Origin of the sequence: Vibrio hippocampi (assembly GCF_921292975.1) — a bacterium.
Classification (GTDB): domain Bacteria; phylum Pseudomonadota; class Gammaproteobacteria; order Enterobacterales; family Vibrionaceae; genus Vibrio; species Vibrio hippocampi.
Genome location: NZ_CAKLCM010000002.1, coordinates 52449 through 72414 on the forward strand (window position 1 = coordinate 52449; position 19966 = coordinate 72414).

Consider the following 19966-nt stretch of genomic DNA (forward strand, 5'->3'; position numbering starts at 1 on the left):
CGGTATTTAGCTGTGGCAAAAACTATTCAAGCAATCCGAGGCATGAACGATTGTCTCCCAACTCAATCTCCACTTTGGCAAAAAGTTGAGAATACAGTGAAACATGTTATCAGTGCATATGGTTACAACGAAGTCCGTATGCCAATCGTTGAGATGACGCATCTATTTAGCCGAGCGATTGGTGAAGTCACTGACGTGGTAGAAAAAGAGATGTACACCTTTGAGGATCGCAACGGTGATAGCTTAACACTTCGTCCAGAAGGTACGGCAGGCTGTGTTCGCTCTGGGATTGAAAACGGTCTACTTTACAACCAAGAACAGCGTCTTTGGTACATGGGTCCTATGTTCCGCCATGAACGTCCACAAAAAGGTCGTTATCGTCAATTCCACCAGTGTGGTGTTGAGGTATTTGGTCTAAATGGTCCTGATGTTGACGCAGAACTGATTATGATGACGGCACGTCTTTGGCGTGAGTTAGGCATCGATAAGCACGTACGCTTGGAACTGAACTCTATCGGTTCTCTTGAAGCCCGTGCTAACTACCGAAGCGCGCTGATTGCGCACCTCGAACAGCATATTGATGTGCTCGATGAAGACAGTAAGCGTCGTATGCACAGCAATCCACTGCGTGTTCTAGACAGCAAGAACCCAGAGGTTCAAGCGATTTTGGTCGATGCGCCGGAACTGTCTGATTATCTTGATGAAGAGTCGAAAGCACACTTTGCCGGTCTTTGTGAACTTTTAGACGCTGCGGGTATCGAATATACCGTGAATCAGCGTCTCGTTCGTGGTTTGGATTACTATAACCGTACTGTATTCGAATGGATCACTGACAGCCTTGGTGCCCAAGGTACTGTCTGTGGCGGTGGTCGTTACGACGGTCTAGTTGAACAACTCGGTGGTAAACCAACCCCAGGCGTTGGTTTTGCGATGGGGCTAGAACGCCTTGTGCTGATGATGGAAACGCTTGAACTGACGGATGTGCGTCGTAGCGTTGACGTTTACATCGTAACTGGTGGCGAAGGAACGATGATGGCAGGGATGAAGTTGGCAGAAAATCTGCGTGAAACTCTTCCTGGTATCCGTGTCATGAATCACTTTGGTGGCGGTAACTTTAAGAAACAATTTAAGCGTGCAGATAAAGTCGGTGCGCTGTTTGCTCTGGTGCTTGGTGAGAACGAAGTTGCTGAGAATACGGTCGTTGTCAAAGATTTGCAGGGTGGCGACCAAGAAACAGTTGCTCAAACTGAGTTAGCCGTTAAATTAGCTCATATTATCTAAGTATTGGATTCAGCAACCGGATGATGCGAGTACATTCCATCATTCGGGATGTTAAAAAGTTTAAGTTTAATGAGGACAGGAAGTGGAACTCTACGATTCTGAAGAACAACAAGTAGAAGCAATTAAAGATTGGTGGAAAGAGAACGGCAAAGCTGTGGTTCTCGGTGTAGTGGTGGGTTTAGGCGGTCTGTTTGGCTGGCGTTACTACCAAGATTCGACCATTGCTGCACAAGAGCAAGCTTCTGCGCAATACATGAAAGTGGTAGAGGCTGTTGCTGAAAATGGCAGTCAAGTTAGCTCAGACGTTCAAGATTTCATTGATGCTAACCAAGGCACGGAATATTCAGTACTTGCGGCGATGCAACTTGCTAAAGCACAAGTGGAAGCGGGTGAGCTTGAATCTGCGCTAGCGCAATTAAAGTGGGCACAAAGCAATACTAAAGACGCTGCTTTAACACCGATGGTGACATTCCGTGTTGCTCGTGTACTGGCGGCACAAGGCGATAATGCTGGTGCTCGTGCTGAACTAGACAAGATCAAACAAGAGTCTTGGACAGGTCGTGTTGCCGAATTGCGTGGCGACATCGCGATTAGCGAAGGTGACCGTGATGCGGCTTATATTGCCTACACAGAAGCTCAGCAATCAGCCGACGCCAGTCAGGTATTGCAAGTTAAATTGGACGATCTTGCCAAGTAAGGGCTTAGCCAATGAAGAAACTGTTTAAAAAGTGGCTGTTACCAATCTCGGTATTAGGGATTATCGTTGGTTGTTCTAGCGAAGAAGACTCTATCGTGATGGCGCCTCTACCTGTTGTAGACAGTGAATTTACTCCAAGCACAGAGTGGTCTTCTAGTATCGGCAGCGGCGTTGGTCAATACTTTTCCAACTTGTCACCTGTGTATGCTTACGACAACCTGTTTGTCGCAAGCCGTGATGGTGTTGTGAAAGCTTATGACGTCGAGACAGGAAACACACTGTGGCAAACCAAAGTTGAATCTGAAACGTTGCCCCGCTTGTCTGGTGGTCTGTCAGCGGCTTATGAAAAGCTGTATATCGGCACCGAAAATGGCGAAGTGATTGCACTTTCTATTGAAAATGGCGAAGAGCTATGGCGAGCGAATGTCAAAGGTGAAGTCTTAGCAAACCCTGTCGCGGATGCCAGTCTAATTATGGTTCACACCAGCCAAGGTTTGTTAGTGGGACTGGATCAAGCTGATGGCAGCGAGCGCTGGACAATTAGCACCGATGTGCCAAATCTGACATTGCGCGGTGATAGTACGCCTGTTGCAGAATCAGGTGGTGTTTTCTGGGGTACAGCGAATGGTCGTATTGCTGCGGCAATCGTCGAACGTGGTCAATTGATTTGGCAACAACCCGTGGGCACACCAAAAGGATCGACCGAGATTGATCGTTTAGTGGATGTAGACGCCTCACCGATTATTTTGGGTGGACAGCTTTTCACTATCGGCTTTAATGGTCAGCTGATCTCTATTGATCTGCGAACGGGTAATCCGGTTTGGAAACGTAATTACTCGTCAGTGAGTGATATGGCGACGGACAATCGTAACCTCTATGTGGTCACGGATACCGATCATTTAGTCGCTGTTGATGCACGTAGTGGCACTGAACTTTGGAAAAATAACCAACTTGAGTACCGACAGTTAACGGATCCCGTGATCATTGATGGTTATCTCGTTGTTGGTGATAGCCTGGGTTATTTGCACTGGCTTGATCGTGAGACTGGAGAGTTCGTTGCTCAGCAATTGATTCACGATAGTGGCATGGCTGTCGGACCGACTTTAGTCGACGGTGGTTACGTCATCATGGCTCGTGACGGTCAGCTAAAGAAACTGACGATCCAATAATAATTTCGTGATACAATTCACATCTGGCTCCTTTCTGTTTTCAGTTAGGAGCCGTTTTATTGCTGCGAAGCAAAAGGATTTGTCCATTTGGATAGATGAAGTGGTTGTACTTAGGTGATTCCGTCGCCGAGTTGCGAACAGATAAGAGAATCATTCTAAGTAGATAGGTAAAATAGTGACTTTTTACCTATAACTACAATATAAAGAATAAGTGTAGAGGTTAATATGGTACCTGTTGTTGCCCTAGTTGGACGCCCGAATGTGGGTAAGTCGACCCTGTTTAATAGACTAACACGCACCCGTGATGCGTTGGTTGCTGACTTTCCGGGACTCACTCGCGATCGTAAATATGGTCAGGCGAAACTAGGCGAGCATGAGTTTATTGTAATTGATACCGGCGGTATTGATGGCACGGAAGAAGGTGTAGAAACCAAGATGGCAGCTCAGTCGCTTGCAGCGATTGATGAAGCCGATGTCGTGCTGTTTATGGTGGATGGTCGTGCGGGTCTAACGGTTGCCGATGAAGCCATTGCTCAACACTTAAGAAAGATTGAAAAGCCGGCTTTTCTTGTGGTTAACAAGGTAGATGGAATTGATGCCGATGCTGCAAGTGCCGAATTTTGGCAATTGGGCGTTGAAAGCATGTATCAGATCGCGGCGGCTCATGGACGCGGCGTGTCTGCACTTATTGATCGTGCTCTTAATCCGTTTGCTGAATCACTGAATGACCAAGCGGAAATTGAAGACCTAACCGGTTTCGAAGATCCAGAAGATGAGAAACTGGATTACACCGAAGAAGAAGCGGAAGCGGAATTCCAGCGTCTGCAAGACCAGCCAATCAAGTTGGCGATTATCGGTCGTCCAAACGTGGGTAAATCAACACTAACTAACCGTATTTTGGGTGAAGAACGTGTTGTTGTTTACGATATGCCGGGTACAACCCGTGACTCTATTTATATCCCGATGCAACGTGATGAGCGCGAGTACGTCTTAATTGATACGGCAGGTGTTCGTCGTCGTAAGCGCATTAATGAAACCGTCGAAAAGTTTTCTGTGGTGAAAACCCTAAAAGCGGTAGAAGACGCTAACGTTGTTCTACTGGTAATCGACGCGCGTGAAAATATTTCAGACCAAGATCTGAGCCTATTGGGCTTTGCACTTAACGCGGGTCGTTCCATTGTCATCGCGGTGAACAAATGGGACGGTCTGGATATGGACGTTAAAGAACACGTGAAGAAAGAGCTAGATCGTCGCTTAGGCTTTGTCGACTTCGCGCGTATTCACTTTATCTCTGCTCTGCATGGCACAGGTGTTGGTCACTTGTTCGAATCGGTACAAGAAGCCTATAAGTCGGCGACAACACGCGTCGGTACTTCCGTGCTTACTCGTATCATGAAGATGGCGACGGATGATCACCAACCACCTATGGTTCGTGGTCGTCGTGTTAAGCTTAAGTATGCGCATGCGGGTGGCTACAACCCACCGATCGTTGTTATTCACGGTAACCTAGTCAATGAATTACCGGATAGCTACAAGCGCTACTTGATGAATTACTATCGTCGTTCTCTTGAGATCATGGGCACGCCGATTCGTATCCAGTTCCAAAGCAGCGACAACCCGTTTGAGGGTAAATCTAACAAGATGACCTTATCTCAAGATCGCAAGCGCAAACGCTTGATGAGCATGATGAAAGGTCGTCCAAAGAAATAATTTAACACCAATAACGCCCTCTATTTTTAGAGGGCGTTTTTACAAGGATAGCTCATTGATTCCTGCAACCAAAACCTACTTTTGTCATCAGACTTGGCAACTTGAGTCTGAGATCCTACTGATTGATTGTCACCAGCAATACACCGATATTGTGGTCGCTGCGACGCCATTTCATCCCATTAGTCATTTGTGGCCTGATCATCCTGCCGATAGAGGTACGCTGACTGTTAATAGCCAAAGCTATGCTGTTGATGATTGTTTGGTTGGGGCGGTAGAAACTGCGTCTCAAGCTCTATTTGTCGGTCAAGATATTCCAGTGAAGCGGGATAGCGACGGTTGGGTTTTTGTGGTGGTACATCGAATTCAAGCAAGCAACCAATTGACTGTTGGAGACGCAATTGGTTTGCAAGTTGATCAGAATTTTCAGCAGGCGCTGAGTCGTGGACACAGTGCTGGTCATATCGCTTCATTCGCACTAAATAAAGTGCTGGCTGCAAACTACTGGCGAAAGGATGCTGACCGCAAGGACGGATTAGGGCATTATGATTTTAATAGTTACGCCCAAGAAACCAGCTTTGTGACAGCCAATCAATGCGTCGATAGCTACCGTTTAGGCAAGACGTTAAGAAAACGTGGCTTGAATACAGCCGAAATGATTGAAGATCTTGCTCAAATTGAGGCGGCGTGTAACCTGCAACTACAAGCATGGCTAACCAACGCCGTGCCCATCGAGATGAGACTGGAAGGTCCTTACCTTACCAGTTCGCGCTACTGGCTATGTGAACTCGATGAACAAACCGTAGCAATGCCTTGTGGTGGCACACACGCAAGCCACATGGCAGAACTGACTGGAATACGAATCCAGCTCAGTGCGACGGATAGCAATTATATCGAGATGCTGACGACAGTAGATTGAACTGACAGATTCATGTAAATGAAAATATTCGTTCGTGACGAACAAGAGATCTTTTTATTAACGTCTGAATTATTGTGTTTATTCACTCCGCGTTAGAATTTTATTCTATCTATAATCCAAATGCAGAATATGTAACTTATGCTTTCGGTGGGTGGTGATATAAATGTTCTTTTTATAGCAGATCGCTGATCAAAATAGAAAGAGCGAATGATCACTAAAAGATCCGAGTGAAATCTAGCCTAAGTTAGCGATTCGATTTAAAATCGTCTAGTTGTGTCATGAGTAAGCGAGGTGTTGGAATGACTCAAACGATCAATGAATGCCCGGTGTGTGCTAATGAATTGGATTGGGATGGCAGCTATCTCTGTCGCCAATGTGATAAGCACTACCAAAAGAAAGCCGATTGCCCGGATTGTGGTGCAGAATTAGAGAAACTACAGGCTTGCGGTGCTGCGAACTACTTCTGTAATAGCTGCAATGAATTGAAATCTAAATCACGCCTGCAATTTTACTTTGTCGCTCAAGGTTAATACTGAACCGCTTTCTGTAGCTTATTAACGTAAAAGCGAGTTAACACAAAACCGAGTCAACGCAAAAGCGAGCATTACAGCTCGCTTTTTATTACCTTCGAAGTCACGATCCCTTGCTCTAACTTGGTGGTGATCACTTCATCTTTTTGTACTTGTTCAGCGTTTGTCACCACATCGCCGTGGCTATTTTGCGTAATCGAATAACCGCGATTTAGAGTAGCCAAAGGACTCACGGTATTCAGCTTTGCTGTCGTGCTAGCAAATTGATGTTGTAGGCGTTCAAGATAGCGTGTCATTGCCGCTTTAAGTTTAGACTCAGAGTAACTGATCTGCTGCTTGTTATTATTAAGCTTAATGACCGGAGAAGAGAGCATAAGCCGGTGTTGCTTATTGTTAAGGCTCAAGGCTTGCTGATCGATACGCTGCTTCATTGCTGTGATCAGTCTTAGCTCCATTTCATCTAACCGTTGACTTTGGCGCTGTAAACGATGCTTGGGATGTTGACCATTCATCGCTTGCTCAAGCCTTGCAAGCCGATGACTTTGGGTCGACATAAAGTGACGCATCGCTTGTTCAAGTCTCTGCTTTCTTCGCGTCACCTGTTCATGCTTATGAGAACTATCTTGGCTGACCAACTCCGCAGCTGCACTCGGCGTTGGCGCTCTGACATCGGCAACATAATCGGCAATCGTCACGTCAACTTCATGCCCAACGGCACTGATGATTGGAATTTGACTGGCCGCAATGGTGCGCGCAACCACTTCATGGTTAAAGCACCATAAATCTTCCAGCGAACCGCCACCGCGACCGACAATTAACACATCACACTCGTTACGGCTGTTTGCGCGACCAATGGCTTGAGCAATCTCAATGGCCGCGCTATCACCCTGTACGGTTGTTGGGTAAATCACCACAGGCAGTGAAGGATCACGGCGTTTCAATACATTGAGAATGTCAAAAAGGGCTGCGCCAGTTTTGGACGTGATGATTCCCACACATTGAGGATGAGAAGGCAGAGGCTTTTTATTGCCTTGAGCAAACAAACCTTCCCCAGCCAGTGACATTTTTAACTGCTCAAACTCTTGTTGTAATCGACCATCGCCTTCAGGCTGCATTGATTCGATGATCAGCTGATAATCCCCTCTGGGTTCGTACAGAGAGAGGCGAGCTTTAACGAGGACTTGCTTGCCGTTTTCTGGCTTAAAGTTCACACTACGATTGTTGCCACGGAACATGGCACATTTGACTTGGGCGCGACTGTCTTTGAGGGTTAAGTACCAATGACCCGAGACGGGTGCTGAGAAGTTAGAGATCTCACCGACGAGCCATACGATCCCCATTTCATTTTCTAATAGCAGACGAACTTCGGCGTTAAGACGCGAAACAGTGAAAATATTGCTGTTATTTGCCGAGGTGCGAGAAGGTGAACGAGGGGATAGGGACACAGCTAATCTCATAGACGTGAGTATGGAAATTAGCGGCAATATAATACATATCAAGGGGGTAAATGCAAATAAAAAACAGAAAAATGTGTAGCCAATCGATTTTCTCGGGCGTATAATCCCACCGCAATATCTAATCCAAATCGCCTTATTATGCGAAACGATAAGGTCGGATTACTCCTTTAATTACCTCTAATTGTGAGATATTGCAAATGCTAAGAATTGCCAAAGAAGCGCTGACGTTCGATGATGTACTACTCGTTCCAGCTCACTCCACCGTTCTCCCAAATACTGCTGATCTTCGCACTCGGCTAACAAAAAGTATTGACCTCAACATTCCAATGATTTCTGCGTCTATGGACACAGTGACTGAAGCGCGCCTTGCTATTGCGCTTGCCCAAGAGGGTGGAATCGGCTTTATCCACAAAAACATGTCAATTGAGCAACAGGCTGAGCAAGTTCGTCTTGTTAAGATCTTCGAAGCGGGTGTGGTTGCTAACCCAGTGACGGTTCGCCCAGAAGAAACCATTGCTGACGTAATGGCACTGACTAAGAAACACGGCTTCGCTGGTTTCCCAGTCGTCAGTGAAAATAACGAGCTAGTTGGCATCATTACTGGTCGTGACGTTCGCTTTGTCACCGACCTAAGCAAACAAGTTTCAGCCGTGATGACGCCAAAAGAGCGTCTTGCAGCAGTTAAAGAAGGCGCGTCTCGTGAAGACGTTCAAGAAGAGATGCACCGTGCACGCGTTGAGAAAGTTCTGGTTGTGAACGACGAGTTCCAATTGACCGGTATGATCACAGCAAAAGACTTCCACAAAGCCGAGCGTAAACCAAACGCATGTAAAGATGAAAAAGGTCGTCTACGTGTTGGCGCAGCAGTAGGCGCTGGTGCAGGTAACGAAGAGCGTGTTAAAGCCTTGGTTGAAGCGGGTGTTGATGTTCTGCTTATCGACTCTTCACATGGTCATTCGGAAGGTGTTCTACAACGCATTCGTGAAACTCGTGCCGCTTTCCCAGATCTTGAAATCATCGGCGGTAATGTTGCCACAGCAGCAGGTGCTAAAGCCCTAATCGAAGCGGGTGTAAGTGCTGTTAAAGTGGGGATTGGTCCAGGTTCTATCTGTACTACTCGTATCGTCACGGGCGTTGGTGTTCCACAGGTAACAGCGATTGCGGATGCAGCGTCTGTAGCAAATGAATACGACATTCCAGTTATTGCTGATGGCGGTATCCGTTTCTCTGGTGATATCTGTAAAGCTATCGTGGCGGGTGCATCATGCGTGATGGTCGGTTCTATGTTCGCTGGTACCGAAGAAGCACCGGGTGAAGTGATTCTTTATCAAGGTCGTTCATACAAAGCTTACCGTGGTATGGGTTCTTTGGGCGCAATGTCTCAAGGCTCTTCGGATCGTTACTTCCAGACGGACAATGCGGCAGATAAGTTGGTACCAGAAGGTATCGAAGGTCGTATCGCATACAAAGGTCGTCTAAAAGAGATCGTTCACCAGCAGATGGGTGGTCTACGTTCAAGCATGGGTCTAACTGGCTCTGCCACGATCGAAGATATGCGTACCAAAGCAGAGTTTGTACGAATCTCTGGCGCAGGTATGAAAGAGTCTCACGTACACGACGTGCAAATCACTAAGGAAGCTCCTAACTATCGTTTAGGTTAGGCGTTTAGGTTAGACGTTTAGGCTAAGCACTTAAATTAAGCGCTTAGGTAACGTATTTATCAAAGGCAGTCGCATCGGCTGTCTTTCACGTAAACGTTTGCTTTTTTCCTTGAAGCATTGCATAGAGGCGAGTAAACTCGCCTCCGTTCTCCCCATTTAGCTGAAAAGATGCCCAAAATGACGAAAAATATCCATGATCAACGAATTCTAATCCTAGACTTCGGTTCTCAATATACTCAACTTGTTGCTCGCCGTGTTCGTGAAATCGGTGTTTACTGTGAGCTATGGAGCTGGGATGTTGATGAAGCGGACATTCGTGAATTCAACCCAGACGGTATTATCCTTTCTGGTGGTCCAGAAAGTGTCACTGAAGAAAACTCTCCTCGCGCACCACAGTATGTATTCGACTCAGGTGTTCCTTTACTTGGTGTATGTTATGGCATGCAAACCATGGCTGAACAGCTGGGCGGTAAAGTTGCCGGATCTGATGAGCGTGAATTTGGTTATGCGCAGGTTAAAGTATCTGGCGAGTCAGCAATCTTTAAAGATCTTGAAGCGACTCAAGACGTTTGGATGAGCCACGGTGACAAAGTGGTTGAGATCCCAGCGGACTTCGTCAAAGTGGCTGAAACAGATACTTGTCCATACGCAGCGATGGCGAACGAAGAGAAGAAGTACTACGGTGTACAATTCCATCCAGAAGTGACTCACACCAAACAAGGTCTACAGATGCTAGAGAACTTCGTTCTTGGCGTATGTGGTTGTGAGCGTCTATGGACCTCTGAATCCATCATCGAAGATGCGGTTGCACGCATTAAAGAGCAAGTGGGTGATGATGAAGTGATTCTAGGTCTATCCGGTGGTGTTGATTCTTCGGTTGTTGCTATGCTGGTACACCGTGCCATCGGCGACAAGCTGACTTGTGTATTCGTTGATAATGGTCTGTTACGCCTTAACGAAGGTGAGCAGGTCATGGAAATGTTTGGCGATAAGTTTGGTCTCAACATCATTAAGGTTGATGCTGAAGAGCGTTTCCTTAATGCACTGAAAGGCGAAGCGGAACCTGAAGCAAAACGTAAGATCATCGGTCACGTATTTGTTGATGTGTTCGATGAAGAGTCTAAAAAGCTGAAGAACGCTAAGTGGTTGGCTCAGGGCACTATTTATCCAGACGTGATTGAATCTGCGGCCTCTAAGACGGGTAAAGCACACGTCATTAAATCTCACCACAATGTAGGTGGTCTGCCTGACGATATGGAAATGGGTCTGGTTGAACCATTGCGTGAACTGTTTAAAGACGAAGTTCGCAAGATTGGTTTAGAGCTTGGTCTACCTTACAACATGCTTTACCGCCACCCATTCCCGGGTCCAGGTTTAGGGGTTCGTGTTCTTGGCGAAATCAAGAAAGAGTACTGCGACTTACTGCGTCGCGCTGATGCGATTTTCATTGAAGAACTGCACAGCGCCGACCTTTACAATAAAGTGTCTCAAGCCTTTACTGTTTTCTTGCCAGTACGTTCGGTAGGCGTGATGGGCGATGGTCGTAAGTATGACTGGGTGGTTTCTCTGCGTGCCGTTGAGACGATCGACTTTATGACCGCGCACTGGGCACATCTTCCTTATGATTTCCTTGGTAAGGTGTCTAACCGTATCATCAATGAAGTCGGTGGTATCTCTCGCGTGGTTTATGATATTTCTGGTAAGCCACCAGCGACCATCGAATGGGAATAATATTCCAGTAGCAATCAGAGCCGGTCAATAGCCGGCTCTTTTTTTGTCTATTTTCCAAGCGACACGCTCCTTACCTCTTATCTTTGGGTAACTTGGAAGCAATATCAATTTCCGCTTCTATGCGTGCCATTTTATATAACGAAAACCTCAATCTAAGATTGCCAATAACGGATCTGCCCTTTTTTCGGAATTGCTTTAAAATTTTCGTGTAATTTTTACCACTATTTTTTAATTAGGGCTCTTTTTGATGCAAAATAAACTTGCTAACCCAGCGCCGCTTGGCTTGATGGGTTTCGGTATGACAACGATTCTACTTAATATTCATAATGCTGGGTTTTTCCCTGTGGATTCTATGATCCTAGCGATGGGTATTTTTTACGGCGGTATCGGTCAGGTGCTAGTTGGCATGATGTGCTTCAAGCGTGGTGACACCTTTGGTACTACAGCGTTTACGTCTTACGGTTTATTTTGGTTAACCCTAGTTGGTCTAATCGTGATGCCGAAAATGGGTCTACCAGCGAGTCCAGAGCACTTTATGGGTTGGTATTTGCTGCTTTGGGGTGTTTTCACTGGCTTTATGTTTATTGGTTCATTGTGCTATCCGGTAGCAAAACAGGTGGTCTTTGGTTCTCTCACCATTCTGTTCTTCTTGCTAGCTGCGCGAGACTTTTTCGACAGCGAATTGATCGGCACCATCGCTGGCTTTGAAGGTATTTTCTGTGGTGCAAGTGCGATGTACTTTGCAATGGCACAGGTTCTTAATGCTGAATATGGTCGTACTATTCTTCCCGTCGGCGAAAAGAAAAAAGTCGTGGCTGAGCAGCAACCTGTTACCGCTTAATCGGCGATAAAAACACAAAAAGCCCCTTGAGCGAATGACGCCAAGGGGCTTTTTATTATGAGAGAGTTAAGATAATTGCATGTGGTTAGGTGCCGCGATTAGCGTCGCTTAAGCCCCTCAAACATGTCGCCAATAACCATCATCCCCAAAGTAAATTGTGCGTCCGTTGACAATATATGATCCAAGGTAATTTGCCATTCACCGTCACGGTATTTAAAGGTTCGAGGCGTTTCATTGATGCTCGACTTTAGACGCTTACGGTTGTTGTTAGGATCGTAAAGCTCGACTTCTGCCGTTACTAGACAGCGGTAATCGATACCATTATGTGCTTGTTCGCACTGTTCGATATCCAAGTTGTCGATATCAATTTTCCATTCGATTTCATCTACAATCGCGACGACCTGTTTTTCCACATCGCGAGCACTCGGTGAGTCTGAGGAGGAGAGCAACCACGAGCCTAAAATAACAACAACGATACCCGCTACGCCAACCCAGATCTTATTTTTGATAACCAGTTGCTTAATATCATCGGCAGAACCGATTTGGTTGATCTGCTGTTTAAGATTATCTTTAATCGGTTGAGCATCGTTGAGTAAGCCTTTACCCGCTTGACTCAGTTGTGACATCTTATCTTTTGCCATATTGGTTACCGCCTCGTTGTCGCCGACTTTTTGCTGAAGTTGCGTTTTTGCCAGTTCTGCACGAGCTTGCATGCCCGATAGTGAGCTTGTTGCAAATTCAGCGACTGCTTGTTTAGAGAAGGCTTGCTTAGAAAAAGCTGACTTGATTTCAGCAAGAGTAGGAAAACCTTCTTGGTTTGGGCGATATTTGGGCGCAATCAAAGCCACGATGCAAAACAATAACGCCGGCACTGTTAGCCAGGCCAGACCGATAAAGTCCTGCCAGTTGTCTTCGAATCGATGGAAATATCGATAGTTGTGCTGGTTGGAGAGAAACTGGATGTCATCACCGAATAGGCGGGTGATGTTTCTTAGTCTTTCTTCATCGAGGAATGCCTCAATAAACGGCATCGCGAACAGCAGGATAAGGGCACAAGCCAAAGCGATACGTGACCAGCGAGCCTGCAAACCCAACAGATAACAAAAGCAGGCTGGAAGCAGAATGATTGCCAATAGCCAAGCTGGATAAGCGTGGGTAAAACTAAAATAGAGATCGCGATCTTGGACAATAGGCTGGCACAGTGCCATTAACAGCAATAGAGGCGCTAAGGCGTAGATTGCATTGGGAAGTTTAACAACGCGTGCAATAAGCATTGTCGGTGATACTTGTTCTGTCATAGTGAATACCATTAAAAACGCCAGTTCTAGCTAAACTGGCGAAATAAGAGTTAGAGAATATCGCGTTGAATTCGGTCTAGAATAGAATCTGAGTTGCTGAAGTATTCAGAAAAACGATCATTCAAGCGCAACTCACCTTCGGTCTTAGCCAGTGAAGAACCATGCCATAAGTAGCCAGGCTGCTGACCTTGGATTGGTTCTTGGCTGGTGATATAAAGGTAGGCAATCTCGTTTTGAGCAATACCGTCGGGAAGATCAAAGCCCGCTTCATCCACTTCAAATCGCACTAAGCTTTGCGCAAGTTGTTGTTTGATTTTTTGGCTGTATAGGCGGTCTGACACTTGGTTGTAGTCACGGAAAATACGCGTGTCAGTATCGATACGGACACTTTTCACACCACGGGTATAACGCATGGTCTTAGCAAATGCAGGTGATTCTAGATTCAACGTGCGGTCTTCGTTGATGAGACCTTCTGGGTAGCGACCAATTTCACGTTTGATACTGTTCACGGCATTTTCTGTGCTTTGCAATGAGCGACCATACTTATTGGTTGCGATGGTTTTTTTCTGAGATAAAGCATCATCGGCTTTATAGTACATACGTTCTAGATAACCTAGCTTAATGTACTGCTCTTTATCAGCGGCTTCAGCTTTAGCGATAATGGCTTCCAAATCTGCTTTGGTGTTTGCATCAAAGCTAACGCGATATTTGCTGTAGCTTAACTTGTACTCAAAGTCGTAGATACAAGCCGTTTCACCGCTAGAAGTGGTCATAAGTGTCGCTCGGTAATCGGCTTTCACCTTTCTATCTTCGCTACAAGTCTGACCGTCACGAAATCGTTGCGCATTGGAAAAATCGACGCTCAGACCGACGCTGTCTACAGAGATTGGGATCTCTTTGTCGATAATATATTGATCAATAGCTTGTTCTGTTTTCGCATCTAACTGCTTAACCAACGCTTCTTGCGCCTTAACAGCGGCTTTTTTTGCTTTGTAGTCGTCAGTATCTTGTTGTAAAAACGCTTTATATTCCGTTAGCTGAGCGGTTTTTGCATCGAGATCAGCAAATAGAGGCTTAAGGTCTTTTTCTAGACGCTCAATGGTCAGCTTTTTACGTTGTTCTTCAGCAAGCAGATACTGTTCAATATTGCTCTTGTATTGCCCAAGGCGAGCGACAAGGGGAGCCGTGTCGATATCGGTAATGGAAGAGAGATTAGCGATATGTTGATCCAGTACTTTTACAGGCTCTGGGGTATTGCGTAAGAAACCACGTGAGCTAATCGCGTCTTGCGCTGAATTGATTTGTGACACAATGCCTTCAACATAGTCACGATCTAAGAAAGTACCTTTGATTTTTTTCGCGTCAATCAAAGCGCCTTCGTAATTTGAGAAGTCAAAGTCTTTATCACTATGACTTTTAAATTCCACATCGTTACCGCACCCAGCGAGCGCAATGGCTAAGCCAATTAAGCCAACTTTATTAACTGTTTTCATTACAACTTCCTTATAGTTATATAGGCGGGCGATTGTAATGAGTTTTCTATTTCGCTTGGCTAATATCAGCTATAAGCTACAGTAAACAATTTAGGTTATTTTATACGCAATGGGTCGCTAGGGGATTAACTCGGTTGGAGTTCAATAGGTGAAAGATTATAAGAGGCAAAAATGTGGCAGAGAAAGGCGAGCTGTAGAGTAGCTCGCCTGATTATTATTATTGCTCGATCACTTGTCGTAATTCAGGATCGGAGAAAATTTTCTCGAAGCGCGCTTTGTAGATAAGCATCATTTCATTACCGATAACACCACCGTCGGGAATGTCATCCTCGCCTTTATAGTTTTTTGTTAGTACAGTTTTACCCGTACTATCAGCAACAGTGATATCTACGTCATACCAAGAGTTGTCGGAAAGCGCATGGAAGTCATATTTCCATTCATTGAGTACAACAACGATTGATGGTTGTTGGTCGTTCTTCAATTTGCTCATTAAATCAGAGAACTGGGTTGCAGTATCGGTCTGTTGTTGCTCAACGTTAACGCCTTTTTGCTCGATACCGTATTCAAGGCGTTTACCTAGATAGAGCGACATTGGCTCACCAGTGATGGTGCTGTAACTGTATGGAATACCGAAGCCACTGCGAATAATGCCTTCAAAGTTAGGTTCTTTGTCTTTGTTTAATACATAAGGGCGTTGATCAAGTACAGCAATTGAAATTCCATTTACCTTGTTAATCGTCACTTGTGGTGCTGACTCCTCAACACTTAATGGGCTAACACAACCTATTAAGTAAAAACTCGTCATAGCCACCAAAAATAGTTTTAATTTATTGTTCATAAGAATCCTTTCTGATTTCGAATTATCGTTACCTTATTATTAATGAGTAATGAAACTCATTTAAGCGTTTGAAATTTATCATTTTAATGTAAGTTGTAAATGATATTTTTGGGTGTGGTTACATATTTTTGATCTTAATCAAAGAGACGGTGAGGTATTGATTAAAACCGCTTATAGATAGAGTATTAAACTAGTAGAGTATAATGTTTGGGTTGTTTAAATAACACCAAAACCAGAGTGATGAAAAATTACCACTCTTGGCCTAACCAAAAAATAGAGCGTTTTTCAGGCTATGCTTTTCTAGTTAGATCAGTAGAAAAAGTGGCTATTGATGGAAAGCAAATAGCGATTAAGGATGATAGTGTGATGCGGTTTTCGGTGAAAGTGCGATTTCAATCACAAAAATATTATTTTATTTCAGTGTGAGATTTTATTTCTACGGACGTTATTTTGACGCAGTGAGTGTCAAAATAATAACGTTTTTTCTATTTGGATGTGGATTTGTATAATTATTAACCTAAAGGCGCAGCTGTCATTACTATTAAAGTTATTTAAGCGCCTCTTACTTTCAATTTTTATATCCTTTTATTGAATAGATAATAAAAGCAGGGGATCATGCCGTTATTGCTGTATTGAAACTGAAAAAAACGCATGCTAATTTAATCTCTATTTTTGGCTGAGCCTAACTCAATGAGCGGTATTGAGAGCACGCAAATCTTGATATTCAGCGTTAATAATAAAACGGATTAATTATGCAGCAACAAGACCCAAATGCCTTATTTACCAGCATAGAAGAGTTCGATAAGGAGTTTGCAGAGCAGGAAGTTTCACTGCTCAATGCACAGCGTAGAATTAGTGATTGGGGCTCAAAAATAAGCCGCCATAACGCACATTTTAGTACAGCGTACACTAATTTGATCATGAATAAGCCGGAGTTTGAATCATCTCTACTCTCTCTGCAACAAAAAGCAGAAATGAAAATTGATAACGAGGTTGAGCAAGTGGTGAAAAATCAGCTTGCTCACTATTTGAGTGATGCAACTCCGTTGATTAGTGGTTCTATCCATAAGGTGGTGACTTCTTTTGATAGCGCTTATCGTGAACTTCCAGAAGACTTTCCTCTCTATCATCAAGCTAAACAGCTTATGGGTGACTACGACCAGGCAAGAGGCGAATTAGAATCTATCGTCAAGCGCAATAACCAGTCCCGTAAAGAGTATTTCCAGTACTGCCAAAATCAATGGAACCAAGAACAGAAGCGAATTGAAGAACGCGAAATAAAATTAAAGCTAGAACGACGTGCCGCAGAGATTGCAGAGCGAAAACAAAAAGAAGTGGAGGCTGCCGCTCAAGCGCACCGTAAGAGCTTGGTGAAAAAAATGATGTTTACTTGTGCATTTATCGTTGCCGCTATGGCGTTTGTTAAAGTTCAGATGGGTTAGGAAGTACCAATATGTTAGCGGAAGAGAAACAATACAAAGCCCTTGAGAAAGAGCGAAAGCAATTTGCCAGTGAAATAGCTAAAGTCTCCAGCAAACTGACAGAGAAAAGAGCAGCACTTACCGATTTCATCAAAAATACCATGTTGCCCGGCATTGCAGAGCGTGAACAATCGTCACAGCAAGAATTGCAGCCGAGAGTCGACAACGTTATTGCCCATGCTCAACAGCAATTAATTGCACGTATTCCAGCACCATTGCAGCCTATTCTCGATCAAGTTGATTGGACCCAATATGATTTTTCGGGCACTTTCCTCCCTAAGCGATTAGTCGTGGGTGCAGCACCTTATGAGTATGACTTTTTACGTTTCGGTAAGCTTGAACTCAACGCGCCGATTCATATCCCATTTTTAGATTCTGACTACAGTTACACCATTGATCAGAGTGAACACTCAATCGATATGATCAATGCGCTGGTGTTCCGATTTGCGGTCATGCTGCCGTACTCATCTCAGTTTACTCTGCTGGATCCTGCGAAGTTGGGACAAAGCTTTCCGTATACCAAACGTCTGCCGTCTAAGCGTGTCTTGGAACACGATGTTTCGCGTGTTCTAGAAGAGATCCTGTCGGATATTGTCCGTATTCAAAACAGCTATCTGGATAACAATATTCAGCGATTGACCGATGTGAGTGAAGATATCTTGGGTAATACCAAGTTTGAGCTGATTATCGCCAAAGACTTCCCGCAAGCCTATGACCGCCGCTCGATTGAGTTGCTTGCTAAGATTGCTAACACGGGTCCTAAAGCGGGCAAGATGTTAGTGCTTGAGCAAGATCGTCAGGCGGAGTTGCCTGCCGGACTGTCGGCTAACGAGTTGTTTCCAAACTTGCAATCGCTACAAAAGCAAAAAGGATTGCCAAGAGAGCGCTTTGACTGTGATAACCAGTTTGATGATTCAGTCAGTGATAAAACCATCGATCACATCTTGGATGGTTTGGCACGAGCGAAACCGAAAGAGACCAAACTGGGCATCAGTGATGTGATTGTCACCGACCCAGAGCAATGGTGGCAAGAGAGTGCAACCGAACTGATTGCAGCACCGATTGGTGGCTCGGGAAGTAAAAAGAACGATATTAATCTCTGGTTTGGTGAAAAGAACAAACAACCGTCTTCTCACGGTATGTTGGCGGCGATGACCGGTGCGGGTAAATCGAACCTATATCACGCTTTTATTCTGTCATTGGCAACGCGCTATAGCCCAGACGATCTGCAATTTTATCTGATTGATGGTAAGCAAGGGGTGGAATTCCAAAGCTACCCTGAACTGCCCCATGCGCGCGTTGTTTCTCTTAATACCAGCCCTCAGTTAGCCCGTAGTGTGCTGGAAGAGTTGCTGGAAGAGATGAACCGCCGCAATGATATGTTTAAAGAGTTGGGTTTTGCTGACTTTATCCGTTATCGCAAAGCGGGTTCACCGAACGGTAAATTGCCACGCTTGATGCTGATTATCGACGAGTATCAAACCCTGTTTGAAGATGACAAGACGGGCTTCGGTTCTCAACTGATGATTGCCATCGCGTCGCAGAGCCGAAGCGCTGGGATACATATGTTTGTTGGCTCGCAAAAGTTTGTGGTGCCGGGCATGTCTCAGCCGCAAGCCATTTTCAGTAACATTAACTTGCGTGTCGCGATGAAAATGAGTGGTGAAGAGGTGACATCACTGCAAGAGTTTGGCTCAAAAGGCAAACAACTGATCCGCGGTTGTACTGAAACTGGACAAGTGGTGGTGAGCCATAGCGGTGGTGCAGACGAAGTGCCGTGTGATGCTGGTCGTGTCGCTTATATCGACGATGAGCAGCGTAGTCAGATGCTAGCGAGCCTAAATGAAAAAGCGCAAGCGGCATCAGGTCAAGAGTACAAGACTATTTTGCTAGATGGTGCCGAGCAGCCACAGCTGATCAATAACGAACAGTTGCGCCGATTGACGTCTGACTTTGGTTCAAAACCGAATGATAAAGCACGTAAAGAGCATGCCAATCAGTCACAACACTTGGGTGGTCTTGAGGAAAGTGAATGGTATCCAATCGAAAAGCCGACCGTATTCTGGTTGGGTAAAGAGATGAACATTCATGGCTATGCCAAGTTTATTCTTCGCCGCCGCGCCCACGAGCATCTGTTGCTGGTCGGCGATAGCACTGAGGCTCGGATTGGTATGTTAGCTTACATGATCGGTCAGTTGTCGATAACCGTCAGTGAACAAGCTTTTGAGTTGCATATTTTAGAGCGCACAATCAAAGGTTCGCAATGGCACGGGGTGCTGGAGCAAGCCAACAACAGTTTAGGTGAACGCAAGGGAACGATATCGGAAACCTATGCCGAGTTTGAACAGCAGTTGGCTCACGTGATGCAAGAGTTGCAGCAGCGTCAGGAGATGGACGAAGAAGAAATGATGAATCTGCCGTCTATCTTTGTTGTCATCAATGATGCTCAGCGCGTTAAAGAGCTAGCCAAAAAAGAAAACTCTTACGGTATGCGTAATCACGACGACGAGGGCGGTCAAATCATCAATACCCTACTGGAAGTCGGCTCTGAATATGGTATTCACCTATTGCTGAATTTTGATAGTGTTCTCTCGGTCACTAAAGCCTTTGATCGTAATGATATTGACCAGTTCCGCCATAAGGTGGCACTACAGATGTCTGAAGAAGATAGCTTCCGACTGCTGAAATCCCGTGATGCCGCCAAGTTGCAGATGGACGGCAAGAAACCGATCTATGCCTTGTATACCGATCAGATGCAGAATCGCCCGAACAAGTTTATGCCTTACTGCCATACTGATGAGGCAGAACTGGAACGTAACCTGTCCTATCTCTCTCAAGCATGTGATGCCTGGAGCGAATAAGC

15 protein-coding genes are annotated in these 19966 nt (G+C 45.1%); 11 read left to right on the forward strand and 4 right to left on the reverse strand.

The window, feature by feature from the left end; translation table 11 throughout:
- Nucleotides 1-12: 12 nt before the first annotated feature.
- The 6 genes from hisS (at nucleotide 13) to L9Q39_RS02760 (ending at nucleotide 6303) form a co-directional block, all read left to right on the forward strand.
- Entirely contained in the window at nucleotides 13-1281 is a 1269-nt protein-coding gene (gene hisS, locus L9Q39_RS02735) for a histidine--tRNA ligase (RefSeq protein ID WP_237483592.1), read from the forward strand.
- A gap of 82 nt (nucleotides 1282-1363) precedes the next feature.
- Entirely contained in the window at nucleotides 1364-1978 is a 615-nt protein-coding gene (locus tag L9Q39_RS02740) for a YfgM family protein (RefSeq protein ID WP_237483593.1), read from the forward strand.
- 11 nt (nucleotides 1979-1989) lie between these two features.
- A complete protein-coding gene (bamB, locus tag L9Q39_RS02745; RefSeq protein ID WP_237483594.1) occupies nucleotides 1990-3147 on the forward strand; it encodes an outer membrane protein assembly factor BamB in 1158 nt (385 codons plus the stop codon).
- 225 nt (nucleotides 3148-3372) lie between these two features.
- Nucleotides 3373-4857, forward strand: a complete 1485-nt coding sequence (gene der / locus L9Q39_RS02750) for a ribosome biogenesis GTPase Der (RefSeq protein WP_237483595.1) — start codon at nucleotides 3373-3375, stop codon at nucleotides 4855-4857.
- A 55-nt stretch (nucleotides 4858-4912) separates the two neighbouring features.
- Entirely contained in the window at nucleotides 4913-5773 is an 861-nt protein-coding gene (locus L9Q39_RS02755) for an alanyl-tRNA editing protein (RefSeq protein WP_237483596.1), read from the forward strand.
- 299 nt (nucleotides 5774-6072) lie between these two features.
- Entirely contained in the window at nucleotides 6073-6303 is a 231-nt protein-coding gene (locus L9Q39_RS02760) for a zinc ribbon domain-containing protein (RefSeq protein WP_237483597.1), read from the forward strand.
- Nucleotides 6304-6377: 74 nt separating this feature from the next.
- On the opposite strand, the gene xseA is transcribed toward L9Q39_RS02760, so the two are convergent.
- On the reverse strand, nucleotides 6378-7760 hold the full coding sequence (gene xseA, locus L9Q39_RS02765; RefSeq protein ID WP_237483598.1) for an exodeoxyribonuclease VII large subunit: 1383 nt from the start codon (nucleotides 7758-7760) through the stop codon (nucleotides 6378-6380).
- A gap of 197 nt (nucleotides 7761-7957) precedes the next feature.
- Between xseA and guaB the strand changes: the two genes are divergently transcribed.
- The 3 genes from guaB (at nucleotide 7958) to L9Q39_RS02780 (ending at nucleotide 11993) form a co-directional block, all read left to right on the forward strand.
- Nucleotides 7958-9421, forward strand: a complete 1464-nt coding sequence (gene guaB / locus L9Q39_RS02770) for an IMP dehydrogenase (RefSeq protein ID WP_237483599.1) — start codon at nucleotides 7958-7960, stop codon at nucleotides 9419-9421.
- 177 nt (nucleotides 9422-9598) lie between these two features.
- Complete coding sequence (gene guaA, locus L9Q39_RS02775) at nucleotides 9599-11152, forward strand: glutamine-hydrolyzing GMP synthase (RefSeq protein WP_237483600.1); 1554 nt, start codon at nucleotides 9599-9601, stop codon at nucleotides 11150-11152.
- A 247-nt stretch (nucleotides 11153-11399) separates the two neighbouring features.
- On the forward strand, nucleotides 11400-11993 hold the full coding sequence (locus L9Q39_RS02780; protein ID WP_237483601.1) for an acetate uptake transporter: 594 nt from the start codon (nucleotides 11400-11402) through the stop codon (nucleotides 11991-11993).
- Nucleotides 11994-12091: 98 nt separating this feature from the next.
- Here the strand turns inward: L9Q39_RS02780 and L9Q39_RS02785 are convergent, their stop codons facing one another.
- The 3 genes from L9Q39_RS02785 to L9Q39_RS02795 form a co-directional block, all read right to left on the reverse strand.
- A complete protein-coding gene (locus tag L9Q39_RS02785) occupies nucleotides 12092-13291 on the reverse strand; it encodes a hypothetical protein (protein WP_237483602.1) in 1200 nt (399 codons plus the stop codon).
- Between the two features lie 50 nt (nucleotides 13292-13341).
- Nucleotides 13342-14784, reverse strand: coding sequence for a hypothetical protein (locus L9Q39_RS02790; RefSeq protein ID WP_237483603.1), 1443 nt, complete (start codon nucleotides 14782-14784; stop codon nucleotides 13342-13344).
- A gap of 217 nt (nucleotides 14785-15001) precedes the next feature.
- Nucleotides 15002-15622 (reverse strand): YajG family lipoprotein, encoded by a 621-nt coding sequence (locus L9Q39_RS02795; protein ID WP_237483604.1) that lies wholly within the window; start codon nucleotides 15620-15622, stop codon nucleotides 15002-15004.
- 752 nt (nucleotides 15623-16374) lie between these two features.
- On the opposite strand from L9Q39_RS02795, the gene L9Q39_RS02800 reads away from it, so the two are divergent.
- Together L9Q39_RS02800 and L9Q39_RS02805 are read left to right on the forward strand one after the other, a co-directional pair.
- Complete coding sequence (locus L9Q39_RS02800; RefSeq protein WP_237483605.1) at nucleotides 16375-17064, forward strand: hypothetical protein; 690 nt, start codon at nucleotides 16375-16377, stop codon at nucleotides 17062-17064.
- An 11-nt stretch (nucleotides 17065-17075) separates the two neighbouring features.
- On the forward strand, nucleotides 17076-19964 hold the full coding sequence (locus L9Q39_RS02805) for an FtsK/SpoIIIE domain-containing protein (protein ID WP_237483606.1): 2889 nt from the start codon (nucleotides 17076-17078) through the stop codon (nucleotides 19962-19964).
- The last annotated feature ends 2 nt before the right edge of the window (nucleotides 19965-19966 follow it).